The organism is Streptomyces sp. NPDC001941, assembly GCF_040296945.1.
In the GTDB taxonomy this organism is placed as follows: domain Bacteria; phylum Actinomycetota; class Actinomycetes; order Streptomycetales; family Streptomycetaceae; genus Streptomyces.
Window position 1 is genome coordinate 1 of the sequence record NZ_JBEOYE010000034.1, and the last position, 15,817, is coordinate 15,817.

General features: G+C 73.2%; 12 protein-coding genes. 2 read left to right on the forward strand and 10 right to left on the reverse strand.

Annotated elements, in window-relative coordinates; translation table 11 throughout:
- Positions 1–421: 421 nt before the first annotated feature.
- The 5 genes from ABT160_RS22495 to ABT160_RS22515 all read right to left on the reverse strand — a co-directional run bounded on the left by ABT160_RS22495 (position 422) and on the right by ABT160_RS22515 (position 7,223).
- Complete coding sequence (locus ABT160_RS22495; RefSeq protein WP_502984283.1) at positions 422–2,092, reverse strand: carbohydrate-binding module family 20 domain-containing protein; 1,671 nt, start codon at positions 2,090–2,092, stop codon at positions 422–424.
- 118 nt (positions 2,093–2,210) lie between these two features.
- Positions 2,211–3,815 (reverse strand): glycoside hydrolase family 13 protein, encoded by a 1,605-nt coding sequence (locus tag ABT160_RS22500; protein WP_351649515.1) that lies wholly within the window; start codon positions 3,813–3,815, stop codon positions 2,211–2,213.
- 142 nt (positions 3,816–3,957) lie between these two features.
- Positions 3,958–4,854 carry a sugar ABC transporter permease gene (locus tag ABT160_RS22505; RefSeq protein WP_351649516.1) on the reverse strand — a complete coding sequence of 299 codons (897 nt, stop codon included), beginning with the start codon at positions 4,852–4,854 and terminating at the stop codon, positions 3,958–3,960.
- Complete coding sequence (locus ABT160_RS22510; protein WP_351649517.1) at positions 4,851–5,861, reverse strand: carbohydrate ABC transporter permease; 1,011 nt, start codon at positions 5,859–5,861, stop codon at positions 4,851–4,853. The genes ABT160_RS22505 and ABT160_RS22510 overlap by 4 nt, the downstream gene beginning before the upstream one ends.
- 84 nt (positions 5,862–5,945) lie before the next feature.
- Positions 5,946–7,223, reverse strand: coding sequence for an extracellular solute-binding protein (locus ABT160_RS22515; protein WP_351649518.1), 1,278 nt, complete (start codon positions 7,221–7,223; stop codon positions 5,946–5,948).
- A gap of 370 nt (positions 7,224–7,593) precedes the next feature.
- On the opposite strand from ABT160_RS22515, the gene ABT160_RS22520 reads away from it, so the two are divergent.
- Positions 7,594–8,646, forward strand: a complete 1,053-nt coding sequence (locus ABT160_RS22520) for a LacI family DNA-binding transcriptional regulator (RefSeq protein ID WP_351649519.1) — start codon at positions 7,594–7,596, stop codon at positions 8,644–8,646.
- 73 nt (positions 8,647–8,719) lie between these two features.
- Here ABT160_RS22520 and ABT160_RS22525 read toward each other — a convergent pair whose 3' ends face one another.
- The 5 genes from ABT160_RS22525 to ABT160_RS22545 form a co-directional block, all read right to left on the reverse strand.
- Positions 8,720–10,150 (reverse strand): tetratricopeptide repeat protein, encoded by a 1,431-nt coding sequence (locus ABT160_RS22525; RefSeq protein WP_351649520.1) that lies wholly within the window; start codon positions 10,148–10,150, stop codon positions 8,720–8,722.
- Between the two features lie 71 nt (positions 10,151–10,221).
- Entirely contained in the window at positions 10,222–11,043 is an 822-nt protein-coding gene (locus ABT160_RS22530; RefSeq protein ID WP_351649521.1) for an ATP-grasp domain-containing protein, read from the reverse strand.
- On the reverse strand, positions 11,040–11,879 hold the full coding sequence (locus tag ABT160_RS22535; protein ID WP_351649522.1) for an ATP-grasp domain-containing protein: 840 nt from the start codon (positions 11,877–11,879) through the stop codon (positions 11,040–11,042). Before ABT160_RS22535 ends, ABT160_RS22530 begins: the two co-directional genes overlap by 4 nt.
- A gap of 55 nt (positions 11,880–11,934) precedes the next feature.
- The gene (locus ABT160_RS22540) at positions 11,935–13,197 is read right to left on the reverse strand and encodes an MraY family glycosyltransferase (protein WP_351649523.1); all 1,263 of its coding nucleotides are present in this window, start codon (positions 13,195–13,197) and stop codon (positions 11,935–11,937) included.
- A gap of 9 nt (positions 13,198–13,206) precedes the next feature.
- Entirely contained in the window at positions 13,207–13,647 is a 441-nt protein-coding gene (locus ABT160_RS22545) for a hypothetical protein (protein WP_351649524.1), read from the reverse strand.
- Positions 13,648–13,950: 303 nt separating this feature from the next.
- Between ABT160_RS22545 and asnB the strand changes: the two genes are divergently transcribed.
- Positions 13,951–15,789 (forward strand): asparagine synthase (glutamine-hydrolyzing), encoded by a 1,839-nt coding sequence (asnB, locus tag ABT160_RS22550; protein ID WP_351649525.1) that lies wholly within the window; start codon positions 13,951–13,953, stop codon positions 15,787–15,789.
- Positions 15,790–15,817 lie beyond the last annotated feature (28 nt).

Below are 15,817 nucleotides of genomic sequence, written 5' to 3' on the forward strand. Positions count from 1 at the left end.
CGGCCGCCGCCCGGGAGTCGGTCTGTGGGGGGGGGGCCGCCGCCGCGGGAGGACAGAAGCAGGGCCGCCCGGGGGGGGGGGGGGGCCGCGTGGCTGGGGGGCCCCCCCGGGCCGCCCGCGCCTATCTGCGGGGCCCGGCGGGCCCCCGGGGGGGGGGGGGCGCGGGGTGCGGGGGGTGGGCGGGGGGCGCGGGCGGGGCCGCCGCGGCGGCCGGGAGGGGGGCGGCCGGGGCCGCGAGGAGCGCGGCGAGTGCCAGCGCGGCGGCTGTTCTTCGGCGCGGGGAGCCGGTCACGGGTGTCTGCCTTTCGGGGGCGGGACATCGGACGTGCGGGGGCGGGACGTCGGGCTTTCGCGGCGCGACGTCGGAGGCGGTGGAGTGGGGCGGGGTGCGCTGCGGATCCGTGCGGTGCGGGAGGAGGGCTCAGCCGCGCCAGGCGTCGTCGAGCGCGACCTTGCCGCCCGCCGGGACGGTGGCGGTGCGGTTGGCCCCGCTCTCCCAGGTGACCGCGCCGGCGCCGTCCTTGCGCAGGTACTTGTAGGCGAACGTCGTTCCGGCGGGGAGCGTGACCTCGCGCTTCCAGACGGGGTAGGCCGCGGGGTCGAGCCTGAGCGCGGCGGCGGGGTTCCAGTCGCCCAGCTCGGCGCGGTCACCGGTGACGTAGACGTCCTGGCCGGGCACGGTGGTGGCGCGGACGGCGAAGGACGCCCCGGCGGCGGTGCTCGTACCGCAGTCGCGGGCCCCGGCGTGCACGGCGAGGGCCGTGTTCGCGGCGAGCGTGGCGGTCAGCTGTCCCGAGCCGTCGACGGTGACCGGGCGTCCGCTCTGCACGTCGCAGTACGTACCGCCGGGCAGGCCCGTGCGGAAGGTGCGGGTGAGCGGCGCGCCCTCGTGGTTGACGGCGACGAACGCCTTGTCGCCCCGGCCGAAGGCGATCGCGTTGGCGCCGTTGTCCCACCAGTCGGTGACGGGCTGTCCGTGGGCGGTGTTGCGCCAGGCGACCATGGAGGCGATCTCGGGCCAGGCGTGCTGGCACTTCCACCCGTCGCCGTAACAGGCGTTCACCTTGCCGTCGTTGGGCGGTCCCGCGTCCTGGTCGGTGAACTCGTAGCCGGAGTGCACGTCGGGCGCGCCGTAGGGCCAGGCGAGCATGAAGACGTGCGCCAGGGTGTAGTTCGCGCCGTCGCGGTAGGTGAGGGTGCCGCCCAGGCCGCGCTCGGTGTCGTGGTTGGTGACGAAGACGCCCGCCTTGGCGCTGGGCAGGTACCCCCAGCCCTCGCCGAAGTTCTTCAGGTAGGCGAGCTTCTCGGAGGTGAAGACCCGCTTGAGGTCGCGGGCGTAGGTGAACTCCTGGACGTCACCGGTGCCGTAGTACTGGCCCGGCTGCACGGCCTCGCCGGGCGAGCCGATCGTCTCCTGCTTCCAGTACGCGTCCGGCCGGGTGAGCCGCGCCTTGATGTTCGCGAGGTCGGCCGGGTCGATGTGCTTGGCGGCGTCGATGCGGAAGCCGTCGACGCCGAGGGAGAGCAGGTCGTCGAGGTAGCCGGCGACGCGGCCGCGCACGTACTCCTCGCCGGTGTCCAGGTCGGGCAGCCGGACGAGTTCGCAGTGCTGGACGTCCCAGGCGTTGCGGTAGTCGCTGATGGTGCTGCGGCAGTCGTCCATGTCGGCGCCCGAGTACAGGCCCGGGTAGTCGTACTTCGCGTAGGTGCTGCCCCCGGTGCCGGTGCCGGAGCCGTTGGCCATGTGGTTGACCACCGCGTCGGCGACGACCTTGACGCCCGCCGCGTGGCAGGTGTCGACCATGTCCTTGAAGGCGGCCCGGTCACCGAGCCTGCTGGCGATCTTGTAGCTGACGGGCTGGTAGGCGGTCCACCAGGTGGGCCCCTGGATGCGCTCCTGGGGCGGGGACACCTGGACGTACCCGTATCCGGCGGGCCCCAGGGTGCGGGCGCACTCCCGGGCGACGGAGGAGAACTGCCACTCGAACATCACCGCGGTGACGTCCTTGGTGCCGGGCGGCCCGGCCTGGGCGGCGGGCGCGGCGAGGAACTGCGTGCCGGTCGCGGCGGCGAGGGCGAGCGCCGCCACCAGGGGCCTTCTGCGTCGTTGCGTACGGCCTTGCACGGGGGCCTCCAGCGTGGGAGAGGGGGGCGGGTGCGGGGCGCCGTGCCGCGGGGAGGCTGCGCGGCGCCCCGCACCCGTGGGGACGTCAGGCCGTCCACCACACGGTGGTGTCGGCGGGCAGCAGGTCGGGGTCGGTGAGCGGAGCACTGGACAGCAGTACGGTGCCGGGCGCGGGCAGCCGCACCGGCGCCCCGGTCGTGTTCGCGGCGCACACGAAGCCGCCGCGCCGGAAGGCCAGGACGCCCTCGGGCGCCGCCAGCCACTCGACGGCGTCACCCGCCCCGAGCCACGGGCTGTCCCGGCGCACCGCCAGGGCGCCGCGGTACAGCTCCAGGGTGGAGGCGGGGTCGCCGGTCTGCGCCTCGACGCTCAGCCCCGCCCACTCGGCGGGCTGCGGGAGCCAGCTGCCGCCGGACCCGAACCCGTACGAACTGCCGTTCCTGGTCCAGGGGATGGGGACCCGGCAGCCGTCGCGCAGCCCGTCCTGGCCGTCGCCGCGGAAGAACGCCGGGTCCTGGCGGACCTCGTCGGGCAGCCCGGTGACCTCGGGCAGTCCGAGCTCCTCGCCCTGGTAGACGTAGACCGAACCGGGCAGGGCCAGCATCAGGAGCGCGGCGGCGCGGGCCCGGGCGAGCGAGCCGAAGCGGGTGCGGTGGCGCACCACGTCGTGGTTGGACAGCACCCAGGTGGTGGGCGCGCCGACCGGGCGCATCGCGTCGAGGGAGTCGTCGATCGCGGCGCGCAGCGCGCCGGCGTCCCAGCCGGTGCCCAGGTAGTGGAAGTTGAACGCCTGGTGCAGCTCGTCGGGGCGCAGGTACAGGGCGGTGCGCTCGGCGCTGGGGGTCCAGGCCTCGGCGACGCCGATGCGCTCGCCCGCGTACTCGTCGAGGATGGCGCGCCAGGAGCGGTAGATCTCGTGGACGCCGTCCTGGTCGAAGAACGGCAGGACCTGGTTGCCGAGCAGCTTCAGCTGCTCGCTGTGGCCGAGGTCGGGCAGGCCGTCGGCCTTGACCAGGCCGTGCGCGACGTCGATGCGGAAGCCGTCGACGCCCAGGTCGAGCCAGAAGCGCAGGATGGAGCGGAACTCGTCGTGGACGGCGGGGTGTTCCCAGTTGAAGTCGGGCTGCTGGGGCGCGAAGAGGTGCAGGTACCACTCGCCGTCGGGGACGCGGGTCCAGGCGGGGCCGCCGAAGACCGACTCCCAGTCGTTGGGCGGCAGTTCGCCGTCCGTGCCGCGCCCGGGGCGGAAGTGGAAGCGGGCGCGCAGCGGGCTGCCGGGGCCCTCGCGCAGCGCCTGGCGGAACCAGTCGTGCTGGTCTGAGCAGTGGTTGGGGACCACGTCGGTGATGACCCGCAGGCCCAGCGCGTGCGCGTCGCGGATCAGGGCGTCGGCGTCGTGCAGGGTGCCGAACATCGGGTCGATGGTGCGGTAGTCGGCGACGTCGTACCCGGCGTCGGCCTGCGGCGAGGCGTAGAACGGCGAGAGCCAGACGGCGTCGACGCCGAGGTCGCGCAGGTGCGGCAGGCGGGCCCGGACGCCTTCGAGGTCGCCCATGCCGTCGCCGTCGGCGTCGGCGAAGCTGCGCGGATAGACCTGGTAGATCACCGCGTCGCGCCACCATCCGGTGCGGCCGGCCGGTCCTTCGGCGGCGGCGTCGTGGGTGGCCGGGTCGGCGAGGTGCTGAGTCATGTCTCCCCTGGCGGGTCATGGGCCTGGCGGGTCGTGGGCCTGGCCGGTCATGGGGTGGGGACGGGTCCCGGTCGTGCCGGGACCCGCCTGCGTCACGCGGTGCGGATGCGGGGGCCGTACGAGCGGCGGGGCGGCCCGGTCCTCAGGACTTGGTGGCGCCCGCGGTCAGGCCGGACACCAGGTGGCGCTGGACGAACGCGAAGACGACGGCGGCGGGCGCGGCGATGAGCACGGCGGCCGCGGTCAGCGAACCCCAGTCGCTGGTGTACTGGTTGACGAAGGTCTGGAGGCCGCCCGCGAGGGTGAGGTTCTCCTCGCCCGTCATGAAGGCGGAGGCGTACGCGACCTCGGCCCAGCCGGTGATGAAGCTGTAGAACGCGGTGACCGCGAGGCCGGGCTTGGCGAGCGGCAGGACGAGCCGCCAGAAGGTGCCGAAGGGGTTGAGCCCGTCGACGCGGCCCGCCTCGTCGATCTCGACGGGGATGCCGTCGAAGTAGCCCTTCATCATCCAGGCGCAGAACGGCACCGAGACGGTCAGGTAGGTGAGGACCAGGCCGAGCGGCTGGTTGAGCAGGCCCAGGGTCGCCAGCAGGTTGTACAGCGGGACGATGAGCACCGCGACCGGGAACATCTGGGTGATCAGCAGCAGCCACATCAGCGGCCGCATCCCGGGGAACCGGAAGCGGCTCACCGCGTAGCCGGTGGTCGCCGAGACGAGCACGCCGATCACGGTGGTGAGGCACACCACCAGCAGGGAGTTGCCCAGCCAGGAGAGGAACGCGGTGTCGTTGAGGACGTGCCCGTAGTTGCCCAGGGTGAACCGCTCCACCAGGGAGGTGGTGAACGCCTCGGTCTTCGGCTTGAACGACGTCACCAGCAGCCACAGCGGCGGGAACACCGCCACCACCACGGCCAGGAGCAGCGTGGCGTGCAGGGCGACGGACGCGCCGGGCGAGCGCTCGCCGCGGGCGCGGACCTTGCGGGGCCGGCCCGGTCCGCGGGACGCCTCGCGGGACGTGTCGGGGGTCGCGTCGGTCACCAGACGTCTCCCTGCTTGCGGAGGGCGCGGCGGTAGACCACCGCGAAGGCGGACAGGAGCAGCAGGATCAGCACGCCCCAGGCGGCGGAGCCCGCGAAGTCGCGGGGGCTGACGACGAAGGACAGCTTGTACGCGTACGTCACCAGGATCTCGGTGGCGTCGCCGGGTCCGCCCCGGGTCAGCAGGAAGATCACCGGGAACATGTTGAACGTCCAGATGGCGCTGAGCAGGACGACGGTGGAGCTGACGCCGCGCAGGCCGGGCAGGGTGATGTGGCGGAACCGCTGCCAGGGGGTGGCGCCGTCCATCTCCGCGGCCTCGTACAGCTCCCCGGCGATCGACTGGAGCCCGCCGAGCAGGGCGACCATCATGAACGGCACGCCCAGCCACACGTTGACGGCGATCACCGAGACCTTCGCCCAGGTCGGGTCGTTCAGCCAGGCGACCGAGTCGAAACCGCCCCCGGCAAGGAGCTTGTTGAACAGCCCGGAGCGCTCGTTGAACAGCAGCCGCCAGGTGAAGACGGAGACGAAGGCGGGCACCGCCCAGGGCAGGATCAGCGCCATCCGGTAGAAGCCCCGGCCGCGGACCTTCCGGTTGAGCAGGGTGGCAAGGGCCAGGCCCAGGACGAAGGAGAGGGCGACGCAGGAGACGGTCCACACCACGGTCCAGCCGAGCCGGTCCCAGAAGACGGTGTCCTTCAGGATCGCGGTGTAGTTGTCGAGGCCGACGAAGTCGTAGGTCGCGGGGATGTGGTTGACGCCGATGGTGCGCTCGACGTTCGCCTCGTTGGCGTCGGTGAGCGACAGGTACAGGCCGCGCGCCAGCGGGTAGCCGATGATCACCCCGATCACGGCGACCACCGGAGCGACCATGCTCCAGGCGTACCAGTGGGTGGTCAGCGAGCGGCGCAGTGCGCCGGTCCGCTTCCCGGTGCCCCGGCCCCGGCCGCGGGCGCTCCTCGCGCTCGCGGCCGCCACCGACGACCGGCCGGTCTCGACAGCCATGGGTCGGTCAGCCCCTTCCGTCACGTACTGGGTGTGTTGCGTACTGCCGCTGGTGCGGCTGGTGCGGGTGGTCCTGCCGCGCGGCTACTTGTAGTCCTTGAGCAGCTTGCGGTAGCCGTCGGCGGTCGCGGAGGCGGCCTTGTCCGGGGCGGTCTTGCCGGTCAGGACGTTGGCCATCTGCAGCCGGATCGGCTCGAAGAGGGAGTTGCCCTGGGGGATCCAGGGGCGCTCGACGGCCTTGTCGACGGCGGGCTTGAAGAACTTCACCATCTCGTTGCCCGCCACCGACGGCACCGCGTAGACGGAGGTGCGGGTGGGCAGCAGGCTGAGCTTCTCGGTGGTCTGCTGCTGCACCTGCGCGGAGCTCATGTACTTGGCGAACTCGTAGGAGGCGTTGAGGTTCTTGGACCCGGCGTACACGGAGAGGTTCCAGCCGCCCTGCGGGGAGCCCTGCTTGACGCTGCCGGCCGGGACGGGCGCGATGCCCAGGTTGGCGGGGTCCTTGAACTCGGCTCCGGCGCGGGAGTCCGCGATGGCCCAGGGGCCGTTGAGCATCATGGCGACCTTGCCGGACTTGAACGCGTTCTGCATGTTGTTCCAGCCGTCGGCCGCGTCGGTGATCGCCGCCTTGGAGTCCACCAGGTCCTTGATGACGGAGTACGCCTTGACGCCCGCCTGGTCGCCGACGGTGATCTTCTTGTCCTTGGCGTCGACCATGTCGCCGCCCTCGCCGTACAGGAAGGACAGGAACCAGTACGGATCGTCGCCGCGCAGGTAGAGCCCGGTCTTCCCGGGGTCCTTGGCGCTGATCTTCGCCGAGGCGGCCTTCAGCTCGGTGATGCTCCTGGGCGGCTCGACGCCGGCGTCCTTGAGCATCTTCTTGTTGTAGAAGAGCGCCATGGTGTCGATGACCTGCGGGGTGGCGTAGGTCTTGCCGTCGTACTTGGTGCTGGCGGCGGCCTGCGGCAGCCAGTCCTTCTCGTTGTCGACGGCGCGGGTGCCGTCCAGCGGGGCGAGGTAGCCGAGGCTGGCGAAGTCGGCGACCCAGGCGACCTCGGTGCGCATCACGTCGGGGGCCCCGGAGTTGCCGCCCGCGGCGTTCTTGAACTTGGCGTTGGCCTCGCCGAAGGGCACGTTGACGTACGTGACCTTCACCTTCGGGTGGAGCTTGGTGAAGCCCTCGGCGAGCGCCTGGTAGGTGCCCTTCTCCGCCTCGTTGGAGGTGTCCCAGTAGGTGACGGTCCCCGACAGCTCCTTCGAGCCCTGGTCGTTGCCCGCCGTGCCGCCGTCGTCGCCGCCGCACGCCGCCGTTGTCATCGCCAGGGCCGCAACGAGAGCGGTGGCCGCTATGCCACGCCGCATGTGAACTCCTTCGAAGATGCCCGGGAGGCAGGGGCGTGTCGCCGAGGCCCCCGGGAGAGGACTCGGGGAGGGGCCGCCTGCCGGTCCGCTCCCTCGCGGCGCCGGGTTCGGGCAGGAACGTAACAGGGTTGAAATCTCGCCGAAAGACCTTGCGGCAAATTTCTGCAAGCTGACGGGATCGTTACCTCCGCGTATCCCGAGGATGGCCGATCCGCGGCCCGGTGGCACCTGGTGAATCGGCCATCTCTGGGGGCCTGCTGGGACCGCAAGGGACGGCAAGGGCTTTCGCAAGGACTTGCACGGCTGTTACCTTCGGGACGGCGGTTCGCCCGGACGGCCGCGCTCCCGCTTCCTCGTGATGGGCCCTCAGATGCGACCGGTACAGCCCCAGCCCACGACCGCGCGGCTCGCGGACATCGCCGCGCAGGCGGGGGTCAGCGAAGCGACGGTGAGCCGCGTCCTCAACGGGAAGCCCGGCGTCGCCGGCACGACCCGCGAGTCCGTGCTCGCCGCCCTCGACGTGCTCGGCTACGAGCGCCCGGTACGGCTGCGGCGGCGCGACAGCGCCGGCCTGGTGGGCCTGATCACCCCGGAGCTGGAGAACCCGATCTTCCCGGCGCTGGCCCAGGTCATCGGCCAGGCACTCACGCGCCAGGGCTACACCCCGGTCCTCGCCACCCAGACCCCCGGCGGCTCCACCGAGGACGAGCTCACCGAGATGCTGGTGGACCGCGGGGTGGCCGGGATCATCTTCGTGTCGGGCCTGCACGCGGACACCTCCGCCGACATGGGCCGCTACGAGCGGCTGGGCGCCCGGGGCGTCCCGTACGTCCTGGTCAACGGCTTCTCCCCGAAGGTGCGCGCGCCGTTCGTCTCCCCCGACGACCGGGCCGCGATGCGGCTCGCGGTCACGCACCTCACCGCGCTGGGCCACACCCGGATCGGCCTCGCGGTGGGCCCCAGGCGCTTCGTGCCGGTGCTGCGCAAGATCGAGGGCTTCCAGGTGGCGGTGCGCGAGAGCCTGGGGCTGACGGCGGCGGAGTCGGAGGAGCTGGTCCAGCACTCCCTCTACACCCTGGAGGGCGGGCAGGCCGCGGCGGGCGCCCTGGTCGACCGGGGCTGCACGGCCGTGGTGTGCGCGAGCGACATGATGGCGCTGGGCGCGATCCGGGCCGTGCGCCAGCGGGAGCTGGAGGTCCCCCGCGACGTGTCGGTGGTGGGCTTCGACGACTCGACGCTGATCGCCTTCACGGACCCGCCCCTGACCACCATCCGCCAGCCCGTCCAGGCCATGGGCCAGGCCGCGGTCCGCGCGCTCCTCGAGGAGGTCGGCGGGACCCCGGCGCCCCCGAGCGAGTTCGTGTTCATGCCGGAGCTGGTGGTCCGGGGGTCGACGGCCGCGGGTCCGGGGGTACGGGGCTGAAGACCGGCCCGGACGTACGGGGGTACGGGGCTGAGGACCCGGGGGTACGGGGGTACGGGGCAGGACCCGGCTTCTACGCCCCCAGCGCCCGCCTGCCCTCCGCCGCCTGCGCGTCCGCCCGGTGGCGGGACGCGGCCGCCTGCGCCGCCTCGCCCAGCGCGTCCGCGAGGCGGGCCCTGGCCAGCCAGTTGTACGGGCAGTTGGGACGCAGGGCGATCCGCTCGCTGAGCAGGGTGCGGGCCAGGTCGGTGCGCGGGGTCCGCAGCGCCGCCTCCACCAGGGTCTTCTGCACGGCGTCGCGCTGGGCGTGGCTGCCGCCGAAGAACGCGAGGCGGTGACGGACGGGCAGCAGCAGGTCCACCACGTCCTCGTACCGCCCGGTCCCGTACGCGATCAGTGCCCGGCACACCGGCAGCCCGACCTCGGCCGTCATCGCGCGGTTGGAAGCCGCCGGGTCGGCCCCGTCCTCCAGCCAGCGGCTCCGCGCCGCCACCAGCCGCTCCGCCTCCGCGATCCGCCCCGCGCCCACGTACGCCATCACCGCGTGCGCGTCGTTGAACGCGTAGTGCGGCCCGTCCGCCCGCTCCGCCCACTCCCCCGCGAGCCGCTCCCAGCGCGCCGCCAGCCCGGTGTCCGCCCGCCCCGCGAGCAGCAGGCGCCACAACAGCGCCGAGGCGTCGAGGAGTTGCATGGCGAGACCGGGCGCGCCCGCCGGGTGGACCGCCGCGTCGTACACGTCCAGGACCCGGGCGGTGTCGCCCGCCTCCAGGGCGAACAGCGCGTAGTGCCACCAGTTGTGCACGGTCAGGAAGTTGCCGCTCGCCCAGTCGCCGGTGCGGGCGTCCAGGAAGCGCACCCCCTCGGCGAACCGGCCGCGCATCTCGTGGCTGTGGGCCACCGCGTGCACGCCCCACACGTCGCGCGGGTTGCGCGCGAGCGCGTCCAGGCCCGCCTCCTCGGCCTGCTCGTAGTGCCCGGACTCCTCCAGGCCGAAGGCGTACATGCCGCGCAGCGCGCCGTACTGGGGGTCGGCCGGGTCCCAGGCGTCCAGGGCGCCGCCCACCCGGTCGCGCAGCCGGGCCGCGTCGCCGGTCAGGAAGTCGATCTGGTGCCCGGCGGCCAGGGCGAGCACGTCACGGGGCCAGGCCACGGTGAGCTCGCCGAGGAGCCGCCCGGCACCGAACAGGTCGCCTTCCAGGCCCGCTTGAGCGGCCGTCAGGTGGGCGCGCTCACGGGCCGTGAAGCCGCTCTCGTCGAGACCGGCGCGGTACGCGGCGAAGGACTCCCGCGCCGCCGCCGTGTCCTTCTCCTCCGTGGCCAGGACCGCCAGGTGGGCGGCGAGGCAGTGGGCGAGGGGCGAGGCCGGTGCGGCGGCGAGCGCATCGGCGGCCCGGTCGGCCACCGCGGGCCGGAAGAACAGCAGGTCGTCCAGGGCCTGTTCGTAGTGGGCCGCGGCCTCCGGGCCGGTGTCGCTCATGCGGTGCTGGTGCCGGTCCACGGTCATCGTCGCTCCCCAACGGCCAAGTTCACTGCGGCGCCCTGGTCAACGACCATACGAGGAACGGGAAGCGGGTGTCAGGCCCGCACCCCGGCCGCCCTCGTGAGCGCCAGGTCCGCGAGCGCGCGCGGCGCCCCCGCCTGGCCCCTGATGCCCGGGAACGCGTTGACGTCGACGACGAGCGGGGCGCCGTCGGCGGTGGCGATGACGTCGACCCCGTACACCTCCAGGGCGAACACCTCGCCCACCCGCAGCAGCAGTGCGGACCAGCCGGGCGGGAGGTCCTCGGTGGCGAGCGGGACGTCCTCCCCCTTGCCGCCGGGGGCGAGTTCGGAGCGGCGGCGGGCGGCGAAGACCCGGCCCGCGACGACCCACAGCTTGTGGTCCCAGCCGTCGTTGGGGGCGAACTCCTGCACCACGACCGGTTCGTCCGGCCACCGGGCCGCCGACCCGGCCAGCGCCGCGCCGTCCTCGGCCAGGGCGACCAGGTCGCCGCGGCGGCTGTACCGGCTCTTGAGGACCAGCGGACGCCCGCCCCAGGGCCGCCGCGCAAGCCGGGCGGGCGTGGTGACGGCGAGCGTGGGCGCGTACGGGATGCCGGCGCCGCGCGCCAGGTCGGCCAGGGCCACCCGGTCCTGGCAGCGGGCGGTGGCGGAGGCGGAGTTGACGACGGGCGCGCCGCGCCGCTCCAGCTCCCGGGCGAGCGCGAGCCCGCGCGGCGTACGGGACTTGAGGAGGTACACGTCGCAGGTGCGGGCGGGCGCGGGCGCGTCCGGCCGCAGCCAGCGCACCTCGTGCCCGGCCCCCGTCAGCAGCCGGGCGGTGTCGGCGAGCAGCGGGTGGTCCGGGTCGGGGGTCACCACGCCGACCACGGCCGCTCCCGGGTGGGTGCCGCTCACACCGCCTCCGCCCGGACCATGCCGCTGTCGTGGCGGGCCAGTTCGAGGACGGCGGCGGCGACCCGGGCGGGCGCGTCGGGGACCTGGCGGAAGCTGGGGAAGTCGTTGACGTCCACCACGACCGGCCCGTCCGGGCCGAGCAGCACGTCGAACCCGTACAGGTCCAGGCCGTAGACGGTGCCGACCTGGGCGGCGAGCGCGGCGACCTCGGCGGGGAGCGGGACGCGGCGCTCGGTGACGGCGTGGCCGGGGTGGAGCGGGGAGCCGCGCTCGGTGGCGTAGTAGTCGCCCGCCACGCAGTAGACCTTGAGGTCGACGCCGGAGTTGGGGACGTACGGCTGGGCGATGAGGAGGCCCTCTCCGGCCAGCAGGGGCGTCATCGCGGCGAGCCGGTCCGGGGACGGCACCAGGTGCACGGCGCGTCCCGCGCTGCCGTCGGCGGGCTTGACGACCAGCGGGTAGTCGGACTCCGGTACCGCGGCGAGGAGTTCGGGGCGGGCCGCCGCGTAGGTCGGGGGCACGGGCAGGCCGCGGGTGCGCCCGATGGCGGCGGCGAGGGCCTTGTCGCGCACGCCGCGTATGGAGCGCGCGTCGTTGACGGTGCGCAGGCCGACGGCCGCGGCGGCTTCGAGGAGGGTGAGGCCGGGCCCGCCGGAGACGGTCTTGAGGACCCAGGCGTCGTGGCTGCCGGTGCGGACCGCCTCGTCGACGCGGAGCAGGGCGGCGCCGGGGCGCAGCACGTCGACGCGGTGGCCCCACTCGGTCAGCTTGCGGATCACCTCGACCGGCATGCCGTCGTTGCGGTAGCGCTCTTCCAGCAGGAAGCAGAGCCTCATCGGTTGTCCCCGTAACCCCCGGACGTCCGCCGTTCCCGTCCGGCGAGCTGTGATGTCACAGCATGTCACGAACTCTGCCGGGGACCGCTTCCCGCCCCCGCGCGACGACCGGCGACGGCACCGGCGCGACGGCCCGCTCCGCGAGCGGGTCGGTCTCCCGGGCGCGGTAGCGGGGCGGGACGAGGACCTGGGCCCACAGCGGGACGCGCGGGCGGTAGCGCGGCATCAGGAGCAGCGCGAGCCCCAGGGCACTGCACAGCGCGATCGACGAGAGCAGCCACACGGACGTGGAGTTGACCGAGTAGGCGAGCGTGCCGAAGCCGAGCAGGGCGGACCAGAAGTACATGATCAGGACGGCGCGGCTGTGGGTGTGGCCGATGTCCAGGAGCCGGTGGTGCAGGTGGCCGCGGTCGGCGGCGAAGGGCGACTGGCCGCGCCAGGTGCGCCGGGCGACGGCCATGACGAGGTCGGCGACGGGCAGGGCGAGCGCGGCGAGGGGCAGCAGCAGCGGGATGTAGACGGGCACCATGGCGTGCACGGCGTCGCGTTCGGTGCCGAACAGCTTGAGCGCGTCGGGGTCGACCTGGCCGGTCACCGAGATCGCTCCGGCGGCCATGACCAGGCCGAGCAGCAGGGCCCCGGAGTCGCCCATGAAGATCCGCGCGGGGTGCAGGTTGTGCGGCAGGAAGCCGGCGCACATGCCGATCAGGAGCGCGGCGAACAGGGTGGCGGGGGCGGCGTCCTCCAGGCCGTGGCCGACCCACATGCGGTAGGCGTGCAGGAAGAACGCGGCGGCGGCGATGGCGGTGGTGCCCGCGGCGAGTCCGTCCAGGCCGTCGACGAAGTTGACGGCGTTGATCGTGGTGACGACCACGACGACGGTGAGCAGGGTGCCGGCCCACTCGGGGAGGGTGACGGTGCCGACGCCGGGCACGGGCAGCCACAGGACGCGCAGCCCCAGGTAGACCATGGCGCCCGCGGCGATCATCTGCCCGCCGAGCTTGACGAACGCGTCGAGTTCGAACTTGTCGTCCAGGACTCCGATCAGCCAGATCAGCGCGGCGCCCACGAGCAGGGCGCGGGGCTGCTCGCCCGCGAAGACCACGCGCAGGTTGGCGAGGTGGCCGGCGACCAGCAGCCCGGCGCACAGCCCGAGGAACATGGCCATGCCGCCGAGCCGCGGCGTCGGCTCGCGGTGGACGTCACGGGCGCGGATCTGCGGCATGGCGCCGACGGCGATGGCGAACTTGCGCACCGGTCCGGTGGTCAGGAAGGTGACCGCGGCCGTGACGATCAGCGTGAGCAGGAAGTCCCGCACGGCAGGCGCCTACTGGGCGGTGAGGGTCGTCTCGTGGCGGGCCAGGTAGTCGTCGCCGTCGGCCGCGTCGGGGCCGTACAGCGAGACCTTGACCTCGGCGGTGTCGCCGGGGTGGAAGGGCTCGAAGCCGGGCGGGAACTCGGTGACCCTCAACTCGGCGGTCTGCTCGGTGCCGTCGCAGACGGGCGGGGCGTCGTGCACGCCGAGGGTCTGCTGGGCGACGTGGCCGTGGCCGACGGCGACGGCCCAGATCTCGGTGGCGGTGCCGGGGGCGCAGCTGTAGGCGATCCGGAAGGTGTTGGCGGGCTGGGCGAGGAACGCGTCCGTACGGATCGACGGGGCGTCGGACGCCTTGCCGGCCGGGGCGCCGGCCGCGAGGGCCGGGGTGGCGGTGGCCGCGCAGGCGGCGGTGAGGAGGAGGGCTGCGGTGGAGCGGCGTATCCGGATCATGTCCGGACCCTACACAACGCGCCCTGGCGGTGGACATGTTCGCGTATACGGAACGGCCGTTCTGCACGGCTTGAAAAAAGCTTTGCCGTTGGCCGGATCCATGCGTGCGGCGGCGCCCCGCACTCCGTGCGCACCGCGCGGAACGGCACCTTCATGGTTGCCTCGGGCAATGGAATCACCAAGTCGCGGCCGGATTCATGTAGGCACCACTGATCACCCCGTTAACGCCCCGTTGACCCGCCCCGCCTCCGTGTCACACGCTCGTCATATAGATGCCGTGTACAACCTTTTTGGAGGGCGTGTATGTGCGGAATCACCGGATGGGTCTCCTACGACCGCGATCTGAGGGGATCGGCCGAGGCCCTGGACGCGATGACCGAGACGATGGCCTGCCGCGGCCCCGACGACCGCGGCACCTGGATCGGGGGCCCGGCCGCGCTCGGCCACCGCAGGCTCGCCATCATCGACCTGCCCGGCGGCCGCCAGCCGATGACCGCCGACACCCCCGAGGGCCCGGTGGTGATCGTCTACTCCGGTGAGACGTACAACTTCACCGAACTGCGCCGCGAACTGACCGGCCGCGGCCACCGGTTCACCACCGAGTCCGACACCGAGGTCGTGCTGCGCGGCTACCTGGAGTGGGGCGAGGCGCTGCCCGAGCGCCTCAACGGCATGTACGCCTTCGCCGTCTGGGACGGCCGCCAGGACAAGCTCGTCATGGTCCGCGACCGGATGGGCATCAAGCCGTTCTACTACTACGAGACGCCCGACGGCGTGCTGTTCGGCTCCGAGCCCAAGGCGATCCTCGCCAACCCGCTGGCCCGCACCCGCGTCACCCTCGACGGGCTGCGCGAGCTGTTCACCATGGTGAAGACCCCCGGGCACGCCTTCTGGGACGGGATGAACGAGGTCGAGCCCAGCACGGTCGTCACGCTGACCCGCAACGGCCTGCGCACCCGCGCCTACTGGACCCTGGAGACCCGCCCGCACACCGACGACCGCGACACCACCATCGCCCGCGTCCGCGAACTGCTCGACGACATCGTGCGGCGCCAGCTCGTCTCCGACGTCCCGCGCTGCACCCTCCTCTCCGGCGGCCTGGACTCCTCCGCCATGACCGCCATCGCCGCCCGCCAGCTCGGCGAACGCGGTGAGCGGGTGCGCAGCTTCGCCGTCGACTTCGCCGGCCAGGCCGAGAACTTCGTCGCCGACGAACTGCGCGGCACCCCCGACACCCCCTTCGTCCACGACGTCGCGGAGCTCGCGGGCACCGACCACCGCGACATCGTCCTCGACTCCCAGGCCCTCGCCGACCCCGAGGTGCGCGCCCGGGTCATCCGCGCCCGCGACATACCCGCCGGCTTCGGCGACATGGACGCCTCGCTCTACCTGCTCTTCCGCGCCATCCGCGAACACTCCACCGTCGCCCTGTCCGGCGAGTCCGCCGACGAGGTGTTCGGCGGCTACCTGCAGTTCTTCGACGAGGAGGCGCGCCGGGCCGAGATGTTCCCCTGGCTGGTGCGGATGGCCTCGCACTTCGGCGACGACACGGACGTGCTGCGCGCCGACGTGCGAGCCGACCTGAACCTCGACGCGTACGTGCGCGACGGTTACGCGCAGGCCGTCAAGGGCGTGCACCGGCTGGACGGCGAGAGCGACTTCGAGTACCGCATGCGCACCATCTCCCACCTGCACCTCACCCGCTTCGTGCGCATCCTGCTCGACCGCAAGGACCGCGCCAGCATGGCCGTCGGCCTGGAGGTCCGCGTGCCGTTCTGCGACCACCGCCTGGTGGAGTACGTCTACAACGCGCCCTGGGCGCTGAAGTCCTTCGACGGCCGCGAGAAGAGCCTGCTGCGCGAGGCCACCCGGGACGTCCTGCCGCGCTCCGTCTACGACCGGGTCAAGAGCCCCTACCCGTCCACGCAGGACCCCGGCTACGCGCTCGCCCTCCAGGAGAACGTCAAGGACCTGCTCGCCCGGCCCTCGCACCGCGTCTTCGACCTCCTGGACCGCGACCGCGTCAAGCGCGCGGCCCACCGCGACGCCCAGATCACCCAGGCGTCCCGGCGCGGCCTGGAGCGCACCCTGGACCTCGCCCTGTGGCTGGACCTGTACGACCCGGAGATCGTCCTCGGCTGACCCGGGCCCGTCCGGGCATAGGCTCGCG

What these genes read in the sequence shown, in the direction of transcription:
- ABT160_RS22535 (WP_351649522.1), bottom strand. Translation starts at nt 11,879, where the DNA reads ATGAGGCTCTGCTTCCTGCTGGAAGAGCGCTACCGCAACGACGGCATG.
- ABT160_RS22510 (WP_351649517.1), bottom strand. Translation starts at nt 5,861, where the DNA reads ATGGCTGTCGAGACCGGCCGGTCGTCGGTGGCGGCCGCGAGCGCGAGG.
- ABT160_RS22515 (WP_351649518.1), bottom strand. Translation starts at nt 7,223, where the DNA reads ATGCGGCGTGGCATAGCGGCCACCGCTCTCGTTGCGGCCCTGGCGATG.
- ABT160_RS22500 (WP_351649515.1), bottom strand. Translation starts at nt 3,815, where the DNA reads ATGACTCAGCACCTCGCCGACCCGGCCACCCACGACGCCGCCGCCGAA.
- asnB (WP_351649525.1), top strand. Translation starts at nt 13,951, where the DNA reads ATGTGCGGAATCACCGGATGGGTCTCCTACGACCGCGATCTGAGGGGA.
- ABT160_RS22525 (WP_351649520.1), bottom strand. Translation starts at nt 10,150, where the DNA reads ATGACCGTGGACCGGCACCAGCACCGCATGAGCGACACCGGCCCGGAG.
- ABT160_RS22520 (WP_351649519.1), top strand. Translation starts at nt 7,594, where the DNA reads ATGCGACCGGTACAGCCCCAGCCCACGACCGCGCGGCTCGCGGACATC.
- ABT160_RS22545 (WP_351649524.1), bottom strand. Translation starts at nt 13,647, where the DNA reads ATGATCCGGATACGCCGCTCCACCGCAGCCCTCCTCCTCACCGCCGCC.